Source organism: Pseudomonas sp. SWRI81, assembly GCF_014268545.1.
Taxonomy (GTDB): Bacteria; Pseudomonadota; Gammaproteobacteria; order Pseudomonadales; family Pseudomonadaceae; genus Aquipseudomonas; species Aquipseudomonas hamedanensis.
Window position 1 is genome coordinate 158,947 of record NZ_JABWQS010000004.1, and the last position, 20,522, is coordinate 179,468.

The following is a 20,522-nucleotide window of genomic DNA, read 5'->3' on the forward strand; positions in this document are numbered from 1 at the left end:
TTGAACTGTCGACGATTACCGTGAGCCCGACCCATGTCCCATCTGAATGACCTGACTGCGCTGGCCTTGCCTTCGGGCAGTCAACTCCAGGCCGATGCCAGCGAAAGCCGCCTGAGCCTGAGCCTCGACGGCCAGCCGTTGATTCGTCTGCGCCTTGACCGCGAAGCGAAAGGCCCTATCCAGCTTGATGAACGTTACGCGCTGCCGGCGGGCCAAGCGTTGTGGGCGGCCTGTTATTGGCTTTTTGCTCGTGATCCCGATTGCCAGCAACTGACCTGGCAACTGGATCAGCCGCCGACCGAAGCCTTGCTCAGCGGTTTGCTGGTGAACACCGAGGTCGCCGGTGAATATCGCTGCGAGCGCACGTTGTTCTGGCAATTGCCGCAGCCCTGGCTTGGCACATCCATCAGCGGTAGCTATCCGCAGCAAATGGTGATCAGTCAGGGCAAGCGTCATCCGCGGCGACCGGTGAAACCGCGGGGTGAAGTCTATCGGCGCTTCGATGCCCGTCTTGGCGCCTGGATTTCTTTGCGCACACTTGAGATTGAAGAAGATTTGCCGCGCTTCAATCGCTGGCAGAACAGCCCCCGCGTGGCCAGTTTCTGGCAAGAGGAGGGCAGTCTTGAGCAACACCGCGAGTATCTGCGCAAGCTCGACGCCGACCCGCACACGCTGACCTTGATCGGCTGTTTCGATGATCAGCCGTTTGCCTATTTCGAAGCCTACTGGGCCAAGGAAGATCGCATCGCGCCGTTCTACGAGGCCGGGGATTACGACCGTGGTATTCACATGTTGGTCGGCGAGGAAAATCACCGCGGTCCGCACAAAGTCGCGAGCTGGTTATCGGCGCTGGTGCATTACCTGTTTCTTGATGATCCGCGTACCCAGCGCGTGGTGGCCGAGCCGCGGGCCGATAACGCGAAGATGATCGGGCATATGCACAACCAGTGTTTTCATTGCGAAAGGGAATTCGACTTCCCGCACAAGCGTGCGGCGCTGATGATTTTGGGGCGTGAGCGGTTTTTTGATCGGTGCAGCTTGGCCTGACGTGTCCAGCCTCAAGGTCTTCTGCGGTCTTGAGTCCGCCATCGCGAGCAGGCTCACTCCTACACTCGAACTGTGAACACAGGACCAATGTAGGAGCGAGCCTGCTCGCGAATGGCTTGACGCAAACCTGGACCTTAACGACGACCCGCGATCACCGCATCCCGCCGGCTGCCCGAAACCTTGCGGCAGTGCACCAGCGCATCACGAATCATGAAGTTGACCAAGGTTGGCGATACGCCGAGCTCCTTGGCAATGTCCTTCTGCGGCACGCCGTGCAAACGGTACATCTCGAACGCGTAGCGGGTGCGGCTGGGCAGTTCGGTCAGCGCATCGGCGATGTGTTCCAGGGTCGAGAAGTTGATGTGCGAGGTTTCCGGCGAAGCACCCTGAATGACCACGTTCAGCCCTTCCTCTTCAGGGCCGGAGTACTTCTGTTCCAGCGCCTGTTTGCGGTAGTGATCGATGGCAAGGTTGCGCACGATCTGGAACAGATAGCTCAGTTGGGCCTTGATGGACGACGTGATCGGTGGCGCCGATTGCAGGCGGAAAAACGCATCCTGCACCACATCTTCGGCGCGTGACCGACAGCCGGTAATGCGCGCTGCAATCTTTACCAGAATCAGTCGGTTGTCGACAAATGCCTGAAGTAGCGGTGAATCGCACCTGCTTGTGGATACCTGTTCCGTCATGGAAATCACCTTGCTGCCAATAGGTTAGTGGAGGGCCTGGGGGACGGGGCCGTCCTACACATCGAGCGACAAATTATGTTGAATGATAATGATTGTCAAATGAGAAAGAGAAGTAGTGCTGTAAGTCGATGTGTTTTGCGAACTGCGGCACGCTGCCGCACCCCGGCCCCGTTGGGCGTCGAGCCTGCCGACTAATTATTTCCAGAGGTCATCCGTTCTCATTGGTGAATGGTCTGGGCTACAACGCCCGGCCAGACAGCTTTGCGAAGCCCTGCGCGGTCGGCCCAGACCGCGCCCCGCGCGCCTTTCGTTGGGCGTGTTGCAGCAACCCGATTCCACTGGCAAGCCGATTTCAGGCAGGAAACCTCATGACCGACGCGTTCGAACTCCCCAGCACCCTGGTCCAAGCCCTGCAGCGCCGCGCCGCGCTGACACCGGACCGACTGGCCTTGCGTTTTCTTGCCGAAAACGAAGAGCAGGCTGTGGTACTCAGTTATCGCGAACTGGATCAGCGGGCGCGCACCATCGCCGCCGCGTTGCAGGCCGAAGCTGAGCCGGGCGATCGCGCGGTGCTGCTGTTTCCCAGCGGTCCGGACTACGTCGCGGCGTTTTTCGGTTGCCTGTACGCCGGTGTGATTGCAGTGCCCGCCTATCCGCCGGAATCCGCACGCCGTCATCATCAGGAACGTCTGCTGTCGATCATTGCCGACGCCGAGCCGCGCCTGCTGCTGACCAGTGCCGATCTGCGCGAGGCCTTGCAGCACATTGAAGGCGCGCCGCCGCTGTTGTGTGTCGACACCCTCGACAGCGCGCTGGCCGAGCGCTGGGTGGAGCCGCCCCTGCCACCCGAACACATCGCTTTTCTGCAATACACCTCCGGCTCCACCGCATTACCCAAAGGCGTGCAGGTCAGCCATGGCAATCTGGTCGCCAACGAACTGCTGATTCGCCACGGCTTCGGTATCGACGTCAACCCGGACGACGTTATCGTCAGCTGGTTGCCGCTGTACCACGACATGGGCTTGATCGGCGGTCTGCTGCAACCGATTTTCAGCGGCGTGCCGTGCATTCTGATGTCGCCGGCGTATTTTCTCGGGCGGCCCTTGCGCTGGCTGGAAGCGATCAGCCAATACGGCGGGACCATCAGTGGCGGCCCGGATTTCGCCTACCGCTTGTGCAGCGAGCGGGTCAGCGAATCGGCACTTGAGCGACTCGACCTGAGCCGCTGGCGCGTGGCGTATTCCGGCTCCGAACCGATTCGCCTCGACACCCTTGAGCGCTTCGCCGAAAAATTCGCCACGTGTGCTTTCAGCAAAAACAGTTTCATGGCGTCTTACGGTTTGGCCGAGGCCACACTGTTTGTCGCCGGCACGCCGCGCGGCACCGGCATTCCCGCATTGCGCGTGGACGATCAGGCGCTGGCGCAAAACCGCGCCGAGCCGGGCGACGGCAGCCCGGTCATGAGCTGCGGCATCAGCCAGCCGCAACACGCGGTGCTGATTGTCGAACCGAATACGCTTGAAGAGTTGACCGACAATACCGTCGGCGAAGTCTGGGCCACCGGCCCGAGCATTGCCCATGGTTACTGGCGCAACCCCGAAGCCAGCGCGAAGACCTTCGTTCAGCACGCCGGTCGCACCTGGCTGCGCACGGGGGATCTGGGCTTCATCCGCGCCGGCGAGCTGTTCGTCACCGGGCGCCTGAAAGACATGCTCATCGTGCGCGGTCACAACCTCTATCCGCAGGACATCGAACAGACCGTCGAGCGCGAAGTGGAGGTGGTGCGCAAGGGCCGGGTGGCGGCATTCGCGGTCAATCAGAATGGCGCCGAGGGCATCGGCATCGCGGCGGAAATCAGCCGCAGCGTGCAGAAAATCCTGCCACCCGAAGCGCTGATCAAAGCCATTCGCCAAGCTGTAGCCGAAGCCTGTCAGGAAGCGCCAAGCGTGGTGGTGCTGCTCAATCCGGGCGCACTGCCGAAAACCTCCAGCGGCAAACTCCAGCGTTCGGCGTGCCGCAGCCGGCTGGCCGACGGCAGCCTCGACAGTTACGCAGTGTTCCCGTCGACGAGCGCCGAACCCCAAACCCCGGCTACCAGCAGCTCAGCCCTCGAAGCGATGATCGGTCAAATCTGGGCCGAACAGCTGAACGTCGAACAGGTCGCCGCCGACGACCACTTCTTTCTGCTCGGCGGTAATTCGATCGCCGCCACTCAAGTGATTGCCCGGGTCCGCGAAGCACTCGCGCTGGAGCTGAACCTTCGTTTGCTGTTCGAAGCGCCAACGTTGTCCACGTTCACGGCGGCCGTGGCGCAACAGCAACAGGACGGTGTCAGCGCCCAAGCTGCAATCACCTTGTTGTCGCGCAGCGAACCGCTGCCGCAGTCGCTGGCGCAAAATCGTCTCTGGATCACCTGGCAACTCGATCCGCACAGCAGCGCCTATAACATCCCCGGCGGCCTGCGTCTGCGTGGCGAACTGGATGAAGACGCGCTGCGCGTGAGTTTCCAGCAATTGATCGAACGCCACGAATCCCTGCGCACGCGCTTCTTCGAACGCGACGGCATGGCTTTGCAGCAAGTCGTTGCCGCCGCCGAGCTCAACCTGCAACGCATCGACCTCAGCGACCTGTCAGCCGACCAGCGCGAGGTGCGCGCGCAACAGATCCGCGAAGACGCGGCACGCACCCGATTCGATCTGCAACACGGCCCACTGTTCACGGTGACTCTGGTGCGCCTTGATGACGAAGACCACCAACTGCTGGTGACGATGCACCACATCATCGCCGACGGTTGGTCGCTGAACGTGCTGATCGACGAATTCTCGCGCCTCTACGCCGCCGCTTCGCAAGGCCAGCGCGCCGAACTCGCGCCGCTGCCTACCCAGTACGCCGACTACGGCGCCTGGCAGCGCCAATGGCTGGCGCAAGGCGAGGGCGAGCGACAACTGGCGTATTGGAAAGCGCAGTTGGGCGAGGAGCATTCGCCGCTGGAACTGGCCACCGACTACCCGCGTTCGGCGCAACACAGCCATAGCGCCGCGCGCCACAGTGTGCGCTTGAGCGCGAAGCTCAGCGAGGCGATCCGGCAGACCGCCCAGGCGCATGAAGCCACGCCGTTCATGCTGCTGCTCGCGGCATTCCAGAGCTTGTTGCACCGCTACAGCGGCCAGCGCGATATTCGCATTGGCGTACCCAACGCCAACCGCCCGCGTCTGGAAACCCAAGGCCTGATCGGCTTTTTCATCAACACCCAGGTGCTGCGTGCGCAGATCGATTCGCGCCTGCCGTTTGTCGAACTGCTGGCTCAGACCCGCCAGGCCACACTCGGCGCCCAGGCGAATCAGGATTTGCCGTTCGAGCAACTGCTCGAGGCCTTCCCGCAAGCCCGTGAGCAGGGGCTGTTTCAGGTCATGTTCAACCATCAGCAGCGCGACCTCAGCGCGCTTAAACGCTTGCCGGGCCTGCTCGCCGAAGAGCTGCCGTGGCACAGCCGCGAAGCCAAGTTCGACCTGCAACTGCACAGCGAAGAAGACCGCAATGGTCGGCTGACCTTGTCGTTCGACTACGCCAGCGAACTGTTCGATGGCGCGACCATTGAGCGACTCGCCGAACATTTCCATAACCTCGTGAGCGAAGTCTGCGAACGGCCGCAGCAGGCGATTGGCGATCTGCGCTTGCTGACCGTCAGCGAGCAACATCAGCAGGACGACTGGAGCGTGGCACCGTGCACTCCCGCGCAACAGTGGCTGCCGGAACTGCTCGACGATCAACTGCGCAAAAGCCCACAACGCACCGCGCTGATGTGGGACGGCGGCAGCCTCGATTTTGCCGAGTTGCACGCGCAGTCCAACCGTCTGGCCCATTACCTGCGCGATAAAGGCGTCGGCCCGGACGTGTGCGTGGCCATCGCCGCCGAGCGTTCGCCGCAACTGTTGATCGGTCTGCTGGCGATCATCAAGGCCGGCGGCGCCTATGTGCCGCTGGACCCGGATTACCCGGCGGAGCGCCTGGCCTACATGCTCGGCGACAGTGGCGTCGAATTGCTGCTGACCCAGACCGAACTGCTTGAGCGCTTGCCGGCCAGCGCCGGCGTCAGTGTGATCGCGATGGACGCGTTGCACCTGGAAAACTGGCCGAGCCAGGCACCGGGTCTGCACCTGCACGGCGACAACCTTGCTTACGTGATTTACACCTCGGGTTCTACCGGGCAACCGAAAGGCGTCGGCAACACTCATGCCGCGCTGGCCGAACGTCTGCAATGGATGCAGAACACCTACGGTCTCGATGAAACTGACGTGCTGATGCAAAAGGCGCCGATCAGTTTCGACGTGTCGGTGTGGGAATGCTTCTGGCCGCTGATCACCGGCGCGCGCCTGCTGATTACTGCCCCGGGCGAACACCGCGACCCGCATCGCATCGCGCAGCTGGTTCAGAAATATGGCGTGACCACGCTGCACTTCGTCCCGCCGTTGCTGGCGCTGTTTATCGATGAGCCACTGACGGCTGAATGCACTAGCCTGCGCCGGGTATTTTCGGGCGGTGAAGCACTGCCAGCCGAGCTGCGCAACCGTGTGCTGGCGCAACTGCCGGCGGTGCAATTGCACAACCGCTACGGCCCGACCGAAACCGCGATCAACGTTACCCATTGGCATTGCACCAGCGCCGATGGTGAGCGCTCGCCGATTGGCCGCCCGTTGGGCAATGTGGTCTGCCGCATCCTTGATGCCGATCTCAACCCTGTGCCTGCCGGTGTGCCGGGGGAGCTGTGCATCAGCGGCATCGGTCTGGCCCGGGGGTATCTCGGTCGCGCGGCGTTGACCGCAGAACGCTTTGTTGTCGATCCGCTGGGCGAGCAGGGCGCGCGTTTGTACCGCACGGGTGACCGGACGCGCTGGACAGCTGATGGCGTGATCGAATACCTCGGCCGTCTCGATCAGCAAGTGAAGCTGCGCGGTTTTCGCGTTGAACCGCAGGAAATCGAAGCGCGTCTGCTCGCTCAGGACGGCGTTGCCCAAGCCGTGGTGCTGGTGCGCGAAACCGCTGCCGGTGCGCAACTGATTGGCTACTTCACGGCGACCGATGCCGATGAAAACGCCGACCAGCAAATCACTCGCCTGAAAACCGCTTTGGCTGCCGAGTTGCCGGAGTATATGGTCCCTGCGCAACTGCTGCGCCTCGACGCGATGCCCCTGAGCCCCAGCGGCAAACTCGACCGCCGCGCCTTGCCCGAGCCGCAGTGGCAAGTGCGTGAGCATGTCGAACCGGTTACCGCGCTGGAGCAACAGATCGCCGCGATCTGGCGCGAAGTGCTCGGCCTGGCCCAGGTCGGCCTGCGTGACGACTTCTTCGCCCTCGGCGGTCATTCGCTGCTGGCCACGCAAATCATCTCCCGCAGCCGTCAGGCCTGTGACGTCGAGTTGCCTCTGCGCACGTTGTTCGAGCACAGCGAACTCGGCGATTACGCCGAACAGATCCGCCTGATCCAGGCCAGCGGCCGCACCAACCAGCAACTGCCGATCGGCAAAGTCGACCGCCGCCAAGCGGTGCCGTTGTCGTATTCGCAACAGCGCATGTGGTTCCTCTGGCAAATGGAACCGGACAGCCCGGCCTATAACGTCGGCGGTATGGCGCGCCTGCGTGGCGTGCTGCATGTCGAGCATTTCGAGGCGGCGTTGCAGGCGCTGATCCTGCGTCACGAAACCCTGCGCACGACGTTCCCCAGCATCGATGGCGTTGCTCGTCAGCACGTGCATGCCGAGACGGGCGTGCGCATGGGCTGGAAAGATTTCTCCCGATTGCCGCTCGAAGTGCGTGAGCAGAGCGTCCAGCACCTGGCCGACGAAGAAGCGCACCAGCCGTTCGACCTGGAAACCGGTCCGCTGCTGCGCGCCTGTCTGGTGAAGACTGCCGAGCAGGAGCATTACTTCGTTCTGACTTTGCACCACATCGTCACCGAAGGCTGGGCGATGGATATTTTCGCCCGCGAACTCAGCGCGCTGTACGAAGCGTTCGTCGATGAGCGCGATTCGCCGCTGCAACCGTTGCCGGTGCAGTACCTTGATTACAGCGTCTGGCAGCGCCAGTGGCTGGAATCCGGCGAGCGTCAACGGCAACTCGATTACTGGACCGCGCAACTGGGCCATGAACATCCTCTGCTGGAGCTGCCGGGCGACCGACCGCGTCCACCGGTGCAAAGTCATCAGGGCGAACTGTTCCGCTTTGATCTGAGCGATGAACTCGCCGCGCGGGTTCGTGCCTTCAACGCGCAGCACGGTCTGACCCTGTTCATGACCATGACCGCCGCGCTCGCCACGCTGCTTTACCGCTACAGCGGCCAGACCGATCTGCGCATCGGCGCGCCGGTGGCCAACCGCATTCGCCCGGAAAGCGAAGGGCTGATCGGTGCGTTCCTCAATACCCAGGTGCTGCGTTGCCAGCTCGACGGGCAGATGTCGGTGGGTGAACTGTTCGAGCAGGTGCGCCATACGGTTATCGAAGGCCAGTCGCATCAAGATCTACCGTTTGATCATTTGGTTGAAGCCTTGCAGCCACCGCGCAGCGCCGCTTACAACCCGCTGTTCCAAGTGATGTGCAATGTGCAGCGCTGGGAATTCCAGCAGAGCCGGACGTTGGCCGGCATGACGGTCGAGTACCTGGCCAACGATGCGCGGGCGACCAAGTTCGACCTCAATCTGGAAGTCACCGACCTGGATCATCGCCTCGGTTGCTGCCTGACCTACAGCACCGATCTGTTCGACGAACCGACCATTGCGCGCATGGCCAGACACTGGTGCAACCTGCTGCAAGCGCTGATCGCCGATCCGCAGCAACGCCTCAGCGAACTGCCGCTGCTGGATGCGCCGGAACAACAGCAACTGCTCGACAGCCTTGGCGTCGAGCCGGGCGTGCATCGTCTCGATCAGTGCGTCCATCATCTGTTTGCCGAGCAGGCGCTGTCGCGCAAAGACGCACCGGCCGTGACCTTCGCCGGGCAGACCCTGAGCTATGCCGAACTCGACGCCCGCGCCAATCGTCTGGCCTGGGCGCTGCGCGAGCGCGGCGTCGGCCCGCAGGTGCGCGTCGGTCTGGCGCTGGAGCGTTCGCTGGAAATGGTCATCGGCCTGTTGGCGATTCTCAAGGCTGGCGGCGCCTATGTGCCGCTGGATCCGGAATACCCGCTCGACCGCCTGCATTACATGATCGAAGACAGCCGCATTAGTTTGCTGCTCAGTGACCGAGCGATGTTCCAGGCCCTCGGTGAGTTGCCGCCAGGTGTGGCGCGCTGGTGCCTGGAAGACGACCGCGCGGCACTGGCCGATTACCCGGCCGGCGAGCTGCCATTCATCAGCCTGCCGCAGCATCAGGCTTACCTGATTTACACCTCGGGCTCGACCGGCAAACCAAAAGGCGTGGTGGTTTCCCACGGCGAGATCGCCATGCATTGCCAAGCGGTGATCGAGCGTTTCGCCATGCGCCCGGACGACTGCGAACTGCACTTCTATTCGATCAACTTCGACGCCGCCACCGAGCGTCTGCTGGTGCCGCTGCTCAGTGGTGCGCAGGTGGTGCTGCGTGCGCAGGGTCAGTGGGATGCCGAAGAAATCTGCGGCTTGATCCGTACCCATCAAATCAACGTCCTCGGTTTCACCCCGAGCTACGGCAGCCAGCTCGCGCAATTCCTCGCCTCGCAGAACCAGGTCCTGCCGGTGCGGATGATCATCACCGGCGGCGAAGCGTTGACCGGTGAACATCTGCAACGGATTCGCGCAGCCTTCCAACCGACGGCGTTTCTCAACGCCTACGGGCCGACGGAAACCGTGGTCATGCCGCTGGCCAGTCTGGCCCCGGACGTGCTGGAAGAGGGCGCTGGCAGCGTGCCGATCGGCAGTGTGATCGGCGCGCGCGTCGCCTATATTCTCGATGCCGATCTGGCCCTGGTGCCGCAAGGCGCGACCGGTGAATTGTTCGTCGGTGGCGCCGGTCTGGCGCAGGGTTATCACGACCGTCCCGGCATCACTGCCGAGCGTTTTGTCGCTGATCCGTTTGCTGCTGACGGCGGGCGCATGTACCGCACCGGCGATCTCGTGCGCCAGCGTGCCGACGGTCTGGTCGAGTACCTGGGGCGGATTGACCATCAGGTGAAAATCCGTGGTTTCCGCATCGAACTGGGCGAAATCGAAACGCGTCTGCTCGATCACCCGTCGATCCGCGAAGCGGTGGTACTGGCGCTTGAGGCGCCGAGCGGCAAGCAACTGGTTGGCTACCTGGCGACCGAAGTCGCCGAACACAGCGAAGCGCAACAGGCTGAACTGCGCGAAACCCTCAAGTCGCACCTCAAGGCACAACTGCCGGACTATATGGTGCCGACGCACCTGATTCTGCTGGCGAGCATGCCGCTCACCGCCAACGGCAAACTCGACCGCCGCGCGTTGCCGGCACCGGATCCGAAACTCAATCGTCAGGATTACGTAGCGCCGAGTAACGAGATGGAGCAGGCGCTGGCGCAGATCTGGTGCGAGGTGCTCAACGTCGAACAGGTGGGGCTGAACGACAATTTCTTTGAACTGGGCGGCGACTCGATTCTGTCGATTCAGGTGGTCAGCCGCGCACGCCAGCAGGGCTTTCACTTCAGCCCGCGCGATCTGTTTCAGCATCAGACCGTGCAGACCCTCGCCGCTGTCGCCAGCCGCACGCAGCAGGTGAGCGCCGAACAAGGTCTGGTGGGCGGCGACTCGCGCCTGACGCCGATTCAACACTGGTTCTTCGATACCGAGATTCCCCAGCGTCAGCACTGGAACCAGGCGTTGTTGCTAAAACCGACCGTGATCCTTGAGCCGCAGCGTTTGCAGCAGGCCTTGCGGGCCGTGATCGAACAACACGACGCGTTGCGTTTGCGCTTCAGCGAAGTCAATGACGCTTGGCAAGCGACGCATCAAACGCTGACCGATGCAGACGTTCTTTGGCAATTGAGCGTCGATTCGATGGACCAGTGCGAAGCCTTGTTCGCCGACGCGCAACGCAGTCTGCACCTGCAAAACGGTCCGCTGCTGCGCGCAGTGCTGGTCCACGGCGCGGATGATCAGCAACGGCTGTTTTTCGCTATCCACCATTTGGTTATCGATGGCGTGTCGTGGCGTGTGCTGCTGGACGATGTGCAAACTGCCTATCGCCAGCTCGACGCCAGGCAAGCGGTAAAACTGCCGGCCAAGACCAGTGCCTTCAAGGACTGGGCCGCGCGTTTGCAAGCCTACGCCGGCAGCGAATCACTGCGTGAAGAGCTGAACTGGTGGCAAGCGCAACTGGCCGGTCCGAGCGCCGATCTGCCGTGCGAAAACCCACAAGGCGGGCAACACAATCGCAACGCGCAAACCGTCAGCGTGCGTCTCGATGCCGAGCGCACCCGGCAGTTGCTGCAACAGGCGCCGAGCGCTTACCGCACTCAGGTCAACGACTTGCTGCTGACCGCACTGGCGCGCGTGCTGTGCCGCTGGAGCGGCCAGTCATCGGCCCTGATTCAACTGGAAGGCCACGGCCGCGAAACCCTGTTCGACGAGATCGACCTGACCCGCACCGTTGGCTGGTTTACCAGCGCTTACCCGCTACGCCTGACCCCGCACGCCATCGAAGAAGCCGCCGGGCAGGGCGCTTCGATCAAGGCAATCAAGGAGCAACTGCGCGCGGTGCCGCACAAAGGCCTGGGTTATGGCGTGCTGCGCTATCTGGCCGATGACGCCAGTCGCCAGCAAATGGCAGCGCTGGCGAACGCGCCAGTCACCTTCAACTACCTGGGCCAGTTCGACCAGAGCTTCGGCGACGACGCATTGTTCCGCCCTGTGGATGAGCCAAGCGGCGCGGCCCATGATCCGCAAGCGCCTTTGCCGAACGAGCTGAGTATCGACAGTCAGGTCTACGGCGGCGAATTGCTGCTGCGCTGGACCTTCAGCGCCGAGCGCTACGCTGAGCAGACGATCAGCGATCTTGCCGAGGCTTACCTCGGCGAACTGCAAAGCCTGATCGAACATTGCCTGCAAGACGAAGCCGGTGGCCTGACGCCGTCGGACTTCCCTCTGGCGAAGCTGACCCAGGCGCAACTCGATGCCCTGCCGGTGCCCGCCGCGCACATCGAAGACGTCTATCCGCTGACGCCGATGCAGGAGGGCATGTTGTTGCACACCTTGCTCGAACCGGGTACCGGTCTGTACTACATGCAGGATCGCTATCGTATCAACAGCGAACTCGACCCCGAACGTTTCGCCCAGGCCTGGCAAGCGGTGGTCGCCCGTCATGAAGCATTGCGTGCCTCGTTCTGCTGGAACGTCGGCGAAGACATGCTGCAAGTGATTCACACGCCGGGGCGCACGCCGATCGAGTCTCTGGACTGGAGCGCCATCGCCGCAACCGAGCAGGAACCGAAGCTGCAAGCGCTGCTGAAAAGCGAGCGCGAGGCCGGTTTCGATCTGCTCAATCAAGCGCCGTTCCACCTGCGCCTGATCAAGGTCGGCGCGGCGCGCTACTGGTTCATGATGAGTAACCACCACATCCTCATCGATGCCTGGTGTCGCTCGCTGCTGATGAACGATTTCTTCGAGATCTACACCGCCCTCGGCGAAGGTCGCGAAGCCCAGTTGAGCGTGCCGCCGCGTTACCGTGACTACATTGGCTGGCTGCAACGCCAGAGCCTGACCGAGGCGCGGCAGTGGTGGCGACAGAACCTGCAAGGCTTCGAACGCACCACGCCGATCCCGAGTGATCGTCCGTTCCTGCGTGAACACGCCGGTGAAAGCGGCGGCATGATCGTCGGCGACTGCTACACCCGCCTCGATGTCAAAGACGGTGTGCGTTTGCGTGAACTGGCGCAGGCCCATCAACTGACGGTCAACACCTTCGCCCAGGCGGCGTGGGCGCTGGTGCTGCGGCGTATGAGCGGTGATCGCGACGTGCTATTCGGTGTGACAGTGGCCGGACGTCCGGTAGACATGCCAGAAATGCAGCGCACCGTCGGCCTGTTCATCAACAGCATTGCGCTGCGGGTGAAGATGCCCGAGGACGATCAACGCAGCAGCGTGCGGCAGTGGCTCAACGCTCTGCTCGACAGCAACATGCAACTGCGCGAATACGAATACCTGCCGCTGGTGAACATTCAGGAACAGAGCGAACTGCCGAAAGGCCAGCCGCTGTTCGACAGCCTGTTCGTCTTCGAAAACGCGCCGGTCGAAGTCTCGGTACTGGATCGTGCGCAGAGCCTTGACGCGACGTCGGATTCGGGTCGCACCCACACCAACTTCCCGTTGACGGCGGTGTGCTATCCGGGCGATGACCTGGGCCTGCATTTATCGTATGACCAGCGTTACTTCGACGAGTCGACGGTCGAGCGCATGCTCGGCGAATTCAAGCGACTGTTGCTGGCACTGGTCGACGGCTTCCATGGCGACATGGACGATCTGCCGCTGCTGGGCGATGAGGAGAAAAGCTTCCTGCTGAACGGTTGCAACCAGAGCAGCCACGACTATCCGCTGGAGCAGAGCTACGCTGCGCTGTTTGAAGCACAGGTGGAGCAGCACCCGCAGCGCATTGCTGCCAGTTGCCTTGACCAGCAATTGAGCTATACCGAGCTGAACCACAATGCCAACCGTCTCGGCCATGCATTGGTCGCGGCCGGGGTGCGGATGGATCAACCGGTAGCCTTGCTCGCCGAGCGCAACCTCGATTTGCTCGGCATGATTATCGGCAGCTTCAAGGCCGGTGCCGGTTATCTGCCGCTGGATCCCGGCCTGCCGAGCCAGCGCCTGAGCCGCATCATCGAGCTGAGCCGCACGCCGTTGCTCGTGTGCAGCGCAGCCTGCCGTGACCAGGCGCAGACTTTGCTGGAAGCGTTTGGCTGTTCCAACCGTCCGCGCCTGCTGATATGGGAAGAGATACAAGCCTCGGTCGCCGCGACGCACAATCCAGGTATTCACAGCGGCCCGGACAATCTCGCCTATGTGATCTACACCTCGGGTTCGACCGGCCTGCCAAAAGGCGTGATGGTCGAGCAGCGCGGCATGCTCAACAACCAGTTGAGCAAGGTGCCTTATCTGAATCTGAGCGATGCGGATGTCATTGCCCAGACCGCCTCGCAAAGCTTCGATATTTCGGTCTGGCAGTTCCTCGCCGCGCCGCTGTTCGGCGCGCGTGTGGACATTGTGCCGAACGCCATCGCCCACGATCCGCAAGGTTTGCTGACGCATGTGCAAGAACAGGGCATCACCGTGTTGGAGAGTGTGCCGTCGCTGATTCAGGGCATGCTTGCCTCCGAACGCCTGAGCCTCGACGGCCTGCGCTGGATGCTGCCGACCGGGGAGGCCATGCCGCCGGAGCTGGCGCATCAATGGCTGCTGCGTTACCCGGATATCGGTCTGGTCAACGCTTACGGCCCGGCGGAATGTTCGGACGACGTGGCTTTCTTCCGGGTCGACAGGGCTTCGACGCGCGGCAGTTATTTGCCGATCGGCACGCCGACTGACAACAACGTTTTGTATCTGCTCGATGGCGCACTGGAGCTGGTGCCGTTGGGTGCGGTGGGTGAGTTGTGCGTGGCGGGCACAGGCGTTGGTCGCGGTTATGTCAGCGACCCACTGCGTACCGCTCCGGTGTTTGTACCGAACCCGTTCGGCGCACCGGGCGAACGCCTGTATCGCACCGGCGACCTGGCGCGGCGGCGCAGCGATGGCGTGCTGGAATACGTCGGCCGAGTCGACCACCAAGTGAAGATTCGCGGTTACCGGATCGAGCTGGGTGAAATTGAAGCGCGCCTGCATGAACAACCGCCAGTGCGTGATGCTGCGGTCGGCGTGCAGGAAGGCGTCAATGGCAAGCATCTGGTCGGCTATCTGGTCGCTGCGGATTCTGCACTCGATCCGGGCCAAAGCCTGGAAAGCATCAAACAGCGTCTGCGCGCCGAACTGCCTGAATACATGGTGCCGTTGCACTGGCTGTGGTTGCCGCAGCTGCCGCTCAACGCTAACGGCAAACTGGACCGCAAGGCCTTGCCAACGCTGGAGATCGGGCAGTTGCAAAGCCAGGATTACCTGGCCCCGCGCAGCGACCTCGAACAGACCCTGGCCGGTATCTGGGCCGAAGTGCTGAAAGTCGAGAAGGTTGGCGTGCGCGATAACTTCTTCGAGCTGGGCGGGCACTCGCTGCTGGCCACGCAGATCGCCTCACGGGTGCAGAAAACCCTGCAACGCGATGTGCCGCTGCGGGCGATGTTCGAGTGCAGCACGGTGGAGGAATTGGCCGAGTACATTGCTGGCCTGGCGGCCAGTGATATCACCGAGGAGAAGGTCGACCGGCTGAATGATCTGATGGCTGAGCTGGAGGGGTTGTAGTTCTCTAGTGTTTTTATTGGCCTCATCGCGAGCAGGCGGATTCAACACAAATCAACAGGTAAATGTCAGTACATTTCCACCCTTGACGATCACCAACCGGCAGCTCAGTCTGCCGGTTCTGTTTTTTCTCACAGGAGGTGGTCGATGCCTTTTTTCACGGTTGACGGACAAGCGCTGCACTACATTGATCAAGGCACCGGCCCGGCCGTGTTGCTGGCCGGCAGTTATTTGTGGGACCAGGCCATGTGGGCGCCGCAGATCGCCGCACTCACTCCGCACTATCGCGTGATTGCGCTGGATCTGTGGGGGCACGGTGAGTCGGGACGGCTGCCTGAAGGGACTGCATCGCTGGATGACATCGCCCGTCAGGCGCAGGCCTTGCTCGATCACCTGAGCATTGACCGCGTCACGCTGGTCGGGCTGTCGGTCGGCGGCATGTGGGGCGTTCGCCTGGCACTGTCCGCGCCGCAGCGTCTAACCGGTCTGGTGCTGATGGACACTTACGTCGGTGTCGAGCCGGAACCCACCCGTCAGTATTACTTCTCGCTGTTCAAGCAAATCGAAGACAGCGGAGAAATCTCCGAGCAACTGCTCGACATTGTCGTGCCGATCTTTTTCCGCCCGGGCATCGATCCGCAGTCGGCGCTGTATCAGGATTTTCGCGCGAAACTCGCGGCTTACTCATCCGATCGGCTGCGCGAAAGCATCGTGCCGATGGGGCGCATCACCTTTGGCCGTGATGATCTGTTGCCGCGTCTGGGCGAGTTGAATGCCGCGACCGCGCTGGTGCTGTGCGGCGATCAGGACAAGCCACGCCCGCCGTCGGAAGCCCGGGAAATGGCTGAACTGATCGGCTGTCCGTGTGTGCTGGTGCCGGAGGCGGGGCATATTTCCAATCTGGAGAATCCAGAGTTTGTCACTGAGGCGCTGCTGGCCTTTCTGAGCGAGTGCAACCGTTAGACCGAGTAGCTTCATTCGCGAGCAGGCTCGCTCCCACATTGGAATATGTTCACCTGTAGGAGCGAGCCTGCTCGCGAAGGGGCCGGTTCAGGCAACGGAAAACTATTTGGGCCCCAGAATCTTCACCAGCTTCTCCGGCGTCGGCGCCCCTTGCTGCTGTTGCAGCTCACCCTTGCCGTCCATGTAGAAAATTGCCGGCGTGGCCTGTAACTCCAGGTCTTCCATCAGTTGCATATTCGCCGCGAGCTTGGTCTGCACCGCCACCGGAATATCCTTCAGAGCTTTGAGTGAGCTGCCCTTGCCAGCCTTTTCGTGATCCTCCAGCGCCTTGGCCGGATCTTTCGCTGCCAGCAGCGCCGCCGATTTGCCCGGGCTGTCTTCGCGGATGATCCCGACCATGATGTGGCGCAGCTGCACCTTGCCGGCCTTGACCCAGGGCCGCGCCTGTTCCCAGAACACGTTGCAGTACGGACAGTTCGGGTCGCTGAACAGATACACGGTGCGTGGCGCGTCCTTGTTGCCGTCCTGAATCCAGTTGCTGGCTTCGAACTTGGCCCAGACTTCCTTGGCCATCGGCGCGTAGACCAGTTTTTGCAGCGGTTCGCTGCTCAAGTCCTTGCCATCGGCGTCGTACAGATTGCCCACCATTACGTGCTTGCCATCCGGCGTCAGGTACAGCGCCATCCCGCGGTTCTGATATTGCGCGGCATAACCGCGCAGGCCGTCGGGCGCGTCGAACTGGCCGACGATTTTTGCGCCCTTGGCTTCGATCTGCTTGATCGCGGCGGGCAATTCTTCAGCAGCCTGCACCGACGGCAAGTGCAGCAGTGCGCTGCCCAGAGTCAGCGTCAGCAGGTGGCGGAGGCGGGGCATGGGAGTTTCCTTGCAGAGGTGGCCGGTGCAGCGGCCGGGTTTGAATTCAGGTTCGGTTCGCCGAAATTTTCCAGGGCGCGTGCCAGACTGGCGTTGGACAATTCGCCCAAGTGGCTGGACAGCAGGCGGCCGTCGGGACTGTAGAACAGCGTAGTCGGCAGCGCCATGGAGCCGACGGCCTGGCCGAGTCGACCGCCACGATCGAACAACACGTTGTTCAGGCTCAGACCCTGGGTTTCGAGGAACGTCGCCACGCTTTGCATGCTTTCGGCCTGATTGACGAACAGGAAGGTCAGGTCCGGACGCTGCTGCTGGGCGTTTTCCAGCACCGGCATTTCGCGCCGGCACGGTGGGCACCAGGTGGCCCACAGGTTGATGACCAACGGGCCGCCCTGATAATCGCTGAGTTTTACCGTTTCTCCGGCGGCGTTGCGCAGTGAGATTTCCGGCAGGCGCGTGCCCTGTTCGTAAATGTTCAGCGACAGGGTTGCCAGCAACCAGAAGGCCACGCCGCTGACCACGCCAAAGCCCAGCGGTCGCCGCAAGCCCGGACGCCGCCAACCGCGATAGAGGGCTGCGAGCAGCAGCACGATCACCCCCGGCCAGGCGAGGAAACCGCCGTCGCGCAGGTCGATGATCTGCCAGGGGTCATTGCGGTAGTGCGGCCAGTACATCAGCACAAACGCAATGCGCGCCGCGAGCATGCCCAGCAGAAACAGGCTGAATAGCGCCGACTCGGGATTCTCGCCGCCACGTTTGGCCGCCCGCCAGCCGACAAACGTCGCCAGCGCCAGGGCACTGATCAGCAGCAGGTGGTTAAGTGCGATGGCGAAGGTGCCGAGGGTGAAAGTCAGCATTAATTGGCGTCTCGGGTAGTGGTCCAGCGTTGCAGAAACGCCTCGGCATCGACTTCGCCGGTGATGCGCTGGCTGCGCCGCTCTTCGCCATCCGTGCCGATCCAGATGAAAGTCGGTGGTCCCGGCACTTTGTAACGACCGAGCAGTTCACGGCTGGCGGCGTTGTCGGCGGTGACATCCAGGCGCAGCAGCCGTACATCGTTCAACGCCTGCATCACCTTGGCTTGGCCGAAGACCTGTTTTTCCATGACTTTGCACGACACACACCAATCGGCGTAGTAGTCGAGCAGGACCCACTGGCCCTGCGCCTTGGCAGCGTCGAGTTCGCGTTGCAACGCCACCGGGTCGTTGATCGTGGTAAACGCCTCGTGACCTGATGGTGCCGCCGTGCTGGCGCGACCGGCACTGTAAACCTGCAGCGGTTGATAGGGATCATCGCTGCCGCCCGCCGCGCCGATCACCAGCAGACTGCCCCACAACCCGAGCAGTAGCGAACTGGCGCCGAATAACTGGGCAACCCGGCCAAAACCTTCGGACTGTTTCCAGGCGCAGAAAGCGGCGATCAACAGCAGTGCACCGCACAGACCCAGCCACAACGAAGCGTCCAGTACCGGGCGCAGCATCAGCAACGCAGTGGCGAGGAACAGGAAGCCGAACACGCCTTTGAGCAGATTCATCCAGGCGCCGGGCTTGGGCAGAAAACGATTGCCGACCGTCACCAATAACAACAGGGGCACACCGATACCGATGCCCAGCGCAAACAGAATAAAGCCGCCGTGCACGGCGTTTCCGCTCTGCGCGATATAAAGCAATGCTCCGGCCAGCGGCGCAGTCATGCACGGGCCGACCAGCAGACCGGACAACGCACCGAGCACACCGGCGCCAATCAGACTGCCGCCGCTGCGGCTGCGCGAGGCGTGTTCCAGTCGGTCACGCAGGGCCACGGGCAATTGCAGCTCGAAGAAGCCGAACATCGGCAGGGCAAGTATCACGAATACGGCGGCGAAGGCACCAAGCAACCACGGATTCTGTAGCCAGGCCTGCAGGTTTGCCCCAAGCAGTGCGGCGATCACGCCCATTGCCGCATACACCAGCGCCATGCAGACCACATAGCTGCTGGCCAGGGCGAAACCGCGACGGGGTGTGGCACCGCTGCCGACAATCATGCCGGCCAGAATCGGCAACATCGGCAAGGAACACGGGGTGAATGCCAACAGCAGGCCAAGGCCGAAAAACACCAGCAGGCTCCAGCCCAACGCCCGTTGTTGCAGACTGCTGGCAAGGGCCTGATCCGGCGCTTGAGCATTGTCGGCCTGCGCCGTTGTGCCGCCCAGATCAATCACCCGGGTTTGCGGCGGGTAACACAGTCCCGCATCCGCGCAGCCCTGATAGCTGACCTTGATTTGCCCCGTGGCTGCAGCCGGGATTTTCACTTCCAGGCCTTGTCGATAGACCGGTTGCTCGCCAAAAAACTCATCGCTATGGGATTCGCCCGCAGGCAATGTCGGCTGTTGTGCGGGCGTCAGCCCATCGAATTTCAGACGCTTCTGATACAGGTAATAGCCATCGGCGATTTGCCAGAACACTTGGGTCTCGCCGGACTCCAGCCGTTCGGAGGTGAGTACGAATGCCTTGTCGACTGGCAAAAAGTCCGGTTTCGTCTCAAAGGGATTGTTTCCGGCCTGGGCCAGACCGGAGATCAGCAGAGCAAACAACAGAAAAAAACGACGCATGGAGGAGCCTTGTCCCTGTGCAAGTGGGTGCAGAATGGGCGGCGGCGATTAACCGATAATTAACCGTATCCTACTAGCCCCTCCATGATTGGCCAATCAGCCGCGCAACAGCCCGGGCCAATTACCTTCCGTAACGGTTTTCGGACCGGCAACCAGTCGATCCGACTGGATGTTGTAAGTCAGATATTGATTATGGGTCAGGAAGATATACCAGTAACTGTCGGCAAATGTCCGGTCATTCTGGGCGGCGGTGATGATTCGGTCCTTGTAGGGTTTTAATGCCCCCAATTGATAGTCGCCGAAGGGGTTGCGAGTCAGAGTCTTAGCTTTGTAATTGAACGACAAGTAGTGCCCGTCATTGAGAATGAAGCGAAACAGGAACGGATGACCGGTCAATTGAAACCAGGTGCCAGCGATAATCTTATCGAAATACGGCAGGATCGGCTTCCAGATCGAATCGGCGACCTTATGGAAAGCGGCAACTTTGTCAGTGTCCTGATCATATTTACAGACCATCGGGGTTGTTCCCTGGTAGAAGAAGAACCAGGCAATGTCTTCATCGCTATCGACGTTCCAGCCGAACGAAGTGGTGGTCAGGCCAAAGCGCAGGTGTTGGGTAAAAGGGCTGAAACTGTCCCAGTGGCCTGCTGTCTTGGTGGGATAGTTACCGGGGACAATGTTGTCGCCGATATTGAATCGGGAGTAAGTGTCAGTATCCTTGAAGAAGAAATAAATACGGTCGGGGCCGGAGTGCCAGTCGACGGCGACAAAGTTTTTTAATTCGGTCATGTTTCCAAAGTCCATTTAGACGGTTGGCGAAGTTGCCCGATTCAAAGTAAGTGACGACGCATTCGTAGACAAAGCGATGAATTGTTTCTGAAGACGCCTTTAGCTTGGCGAATGTTTCGACCGTCGCTACCCCGGGTTTCCCGTCGCCTGGAAGTGGTCGGAATGTTTAACCGACTTCCCGTGACTGTCGCGCATGGCCATAATTGC

8 protein-coding genes are annotated in these 20,522 nt (G+C 61.7%); 3 read left to right on the plus strand and 5 right to left on the minus strand.

Features of this window, described 5'->3' with window-relative positions:
* The first annotated feature begins 33 nt into the window (after positions 1-33).
* Positions 34-1,047 carry a GNAT family N-acetyltransferase gene (locus tag HU765_RS04515; RefSeq protein WP_186619190.1) on the plus strand — a complete coding sequence of 338 codons (1,014 nt, stop codon included), beginning with the start codon at positions 34-36 and terminating at the stop codon, positions 1,045-1,047.
* Positions 1,048-1,181: 134 nt separating this feature from the next.
* Here the strand turns inward: HU765_RS04515 and HU765_RS04520 are convergent, their stop codons facing one another.
* Positions 1,182-1,736: an RNA polymerase factor sigma-70 gene (locus tag HU765_RS04520; RefSeq protein ID WP_008088195.1), complete on the minus strand. Its 555-nt coding sequence runs from the start codon at positions 1,734-1,736 to the stop codon at positions 1,182-1,184.
* Between the two features lie 368 nt (positions 1,737-2,104).
* On the opposite strand from HU765_RS04520, the gene HU765_RS04525 reads away from it, so the two are divergent.
* Positions 2,105-15,103, plus strand: coding sequence for a non-ribosomal peptide synthetase (locus tag HU765_RS04525; RefSeq protein ID WP_186619191.1), 12,999 nt, complete (start codon positions 2,105-2,107; stop codon positions 15,101-15,103).
* Positions 15,104-15,247: 144 nt separating this feature from the next.
* Complete coding sequence (locus HU765_RS04530) at positions 15,248-16,063, plus strand: alpha/beta fold hydrolase (protein WP_186619192.1); 816 nt, start codon at positions 15,248-15,250, stop codon at positions 16,061-16,063.
* Between the two features lie 102 nt (positions 16,064-16,165).
* Here the strand turns inward: HU765_RS04530 and dsbG are convergent, their stop codons facing one another.
* The 4 genes from dsbG to HU765_RS04550 form a co-directional block, all read right to left on the minus strand.
* Positions 16,166-16,936: a thiol:disulfide interchange protein DsbG gene (dsbG, locus tag HU765_RS04535; protein ID WP_186619193.1), complete on the minus strand. Its 771-nt coding sequence runs from the start codon at positions 16,934-16,936 to the stop codon at positions 16,166-16,168.
* Positions 16,912-17,793 (minus strand): TlpA family protein disulfide reductase, encoded by an 882-nt coding sequence (locus tag HU765_RS04540; protein WP_186619194.1) that lies wholly within the window; start codon positions 17,791-17,793, stop codon positions 16,912-16,914. Before HU765_RS04540 ends, dsbG begins: the two co-directional genes overlap by 25 nt.
* Entirely contained in the window at positions 17,793-19,526 is a 1,734-nt protein-coding gene (gene dsbD / locus HU765_RS04545) for a protein-disulfide reductase DsbD (protein WP_186619195.1), read from the minus strand. The genes HU765_RS04540 and dsbD overlap by 1 nt, the downstream gene beginning before the upstream one ends.
* A 96-nt stretch (positions 19,527-19,622) precedes the next feature.
* Complete coding sequence (locus HU765_RS04550) at positions 19,623-20,315, minus strand: hypothetical protein (protein WP_186619196.1); 693 nt, start codon at positions 20,313-20,315, stop codon at positions 19,623-19,625.
* Between the last annotated feature and the right edge of the window lie 207 nt (positions 20,316-20,522).

Excerpts from the sequence above, each read along its gene's own strand:
- HU765_RS04515 (WP_186619190.1), top strand. The coding sequence starts at position 34 with ATGTCCCATCTGAATGACCTGACTGCGCTGGCCTTGCCTTCGGGCAGT.
- HU765_RS04520 (WP_008088195.1), bottom strand. The coding sequence starts at position 1,736 with ATGACGGAACAGGTATCCACAAGCAGGTGCGATTCACCGCTACTTCAG.
- HU765_RS04525 (WP_186619191.1), top strand. The coding sequence starts at position 2,105 with ATGACCGACGCGTTCGAACTCCCCAGCACCCTGGTCCAAGCCCTGCAG.
- HU765_RS04530 (WP_186619192.1), top strand. The coding sequence starts at position 15,248 with ATGCCTTTTTTCACGGTTGACGGACAAGCGCTGCACTACATTGATCAA.
- dsbG (WP_186619193.1), bottom strand. The coding sequence starts at position 16,936 with ATGCCCCGCCTCCGCCACCTGCTGACGCTGACTCTGGGCAGCGCACTG.
- HU765_RS04540 (WP_186619194.1), bottom strand. The coding sequence starts at position 17,793 with ATGCTGACTTTCACCCTCGGCACCTTCGCCATCGCACTTAACCACCTG.
- dsbD (WP_186619195.1), bottom strand. The coding sequence starts at position 19,526 with ATGCGTCGTTTTTTTCTGTTGTTTGCTCTGCTGATCTCCGGTCTGGCC.
- HU765_RS04550 (WP_186619196.1), bottom strand. The coding sequence starts at position 20,315 with ATGACCGAATTAAAAAACTTTGTCGCCGTCGACTGGCACTCCGGCCCC.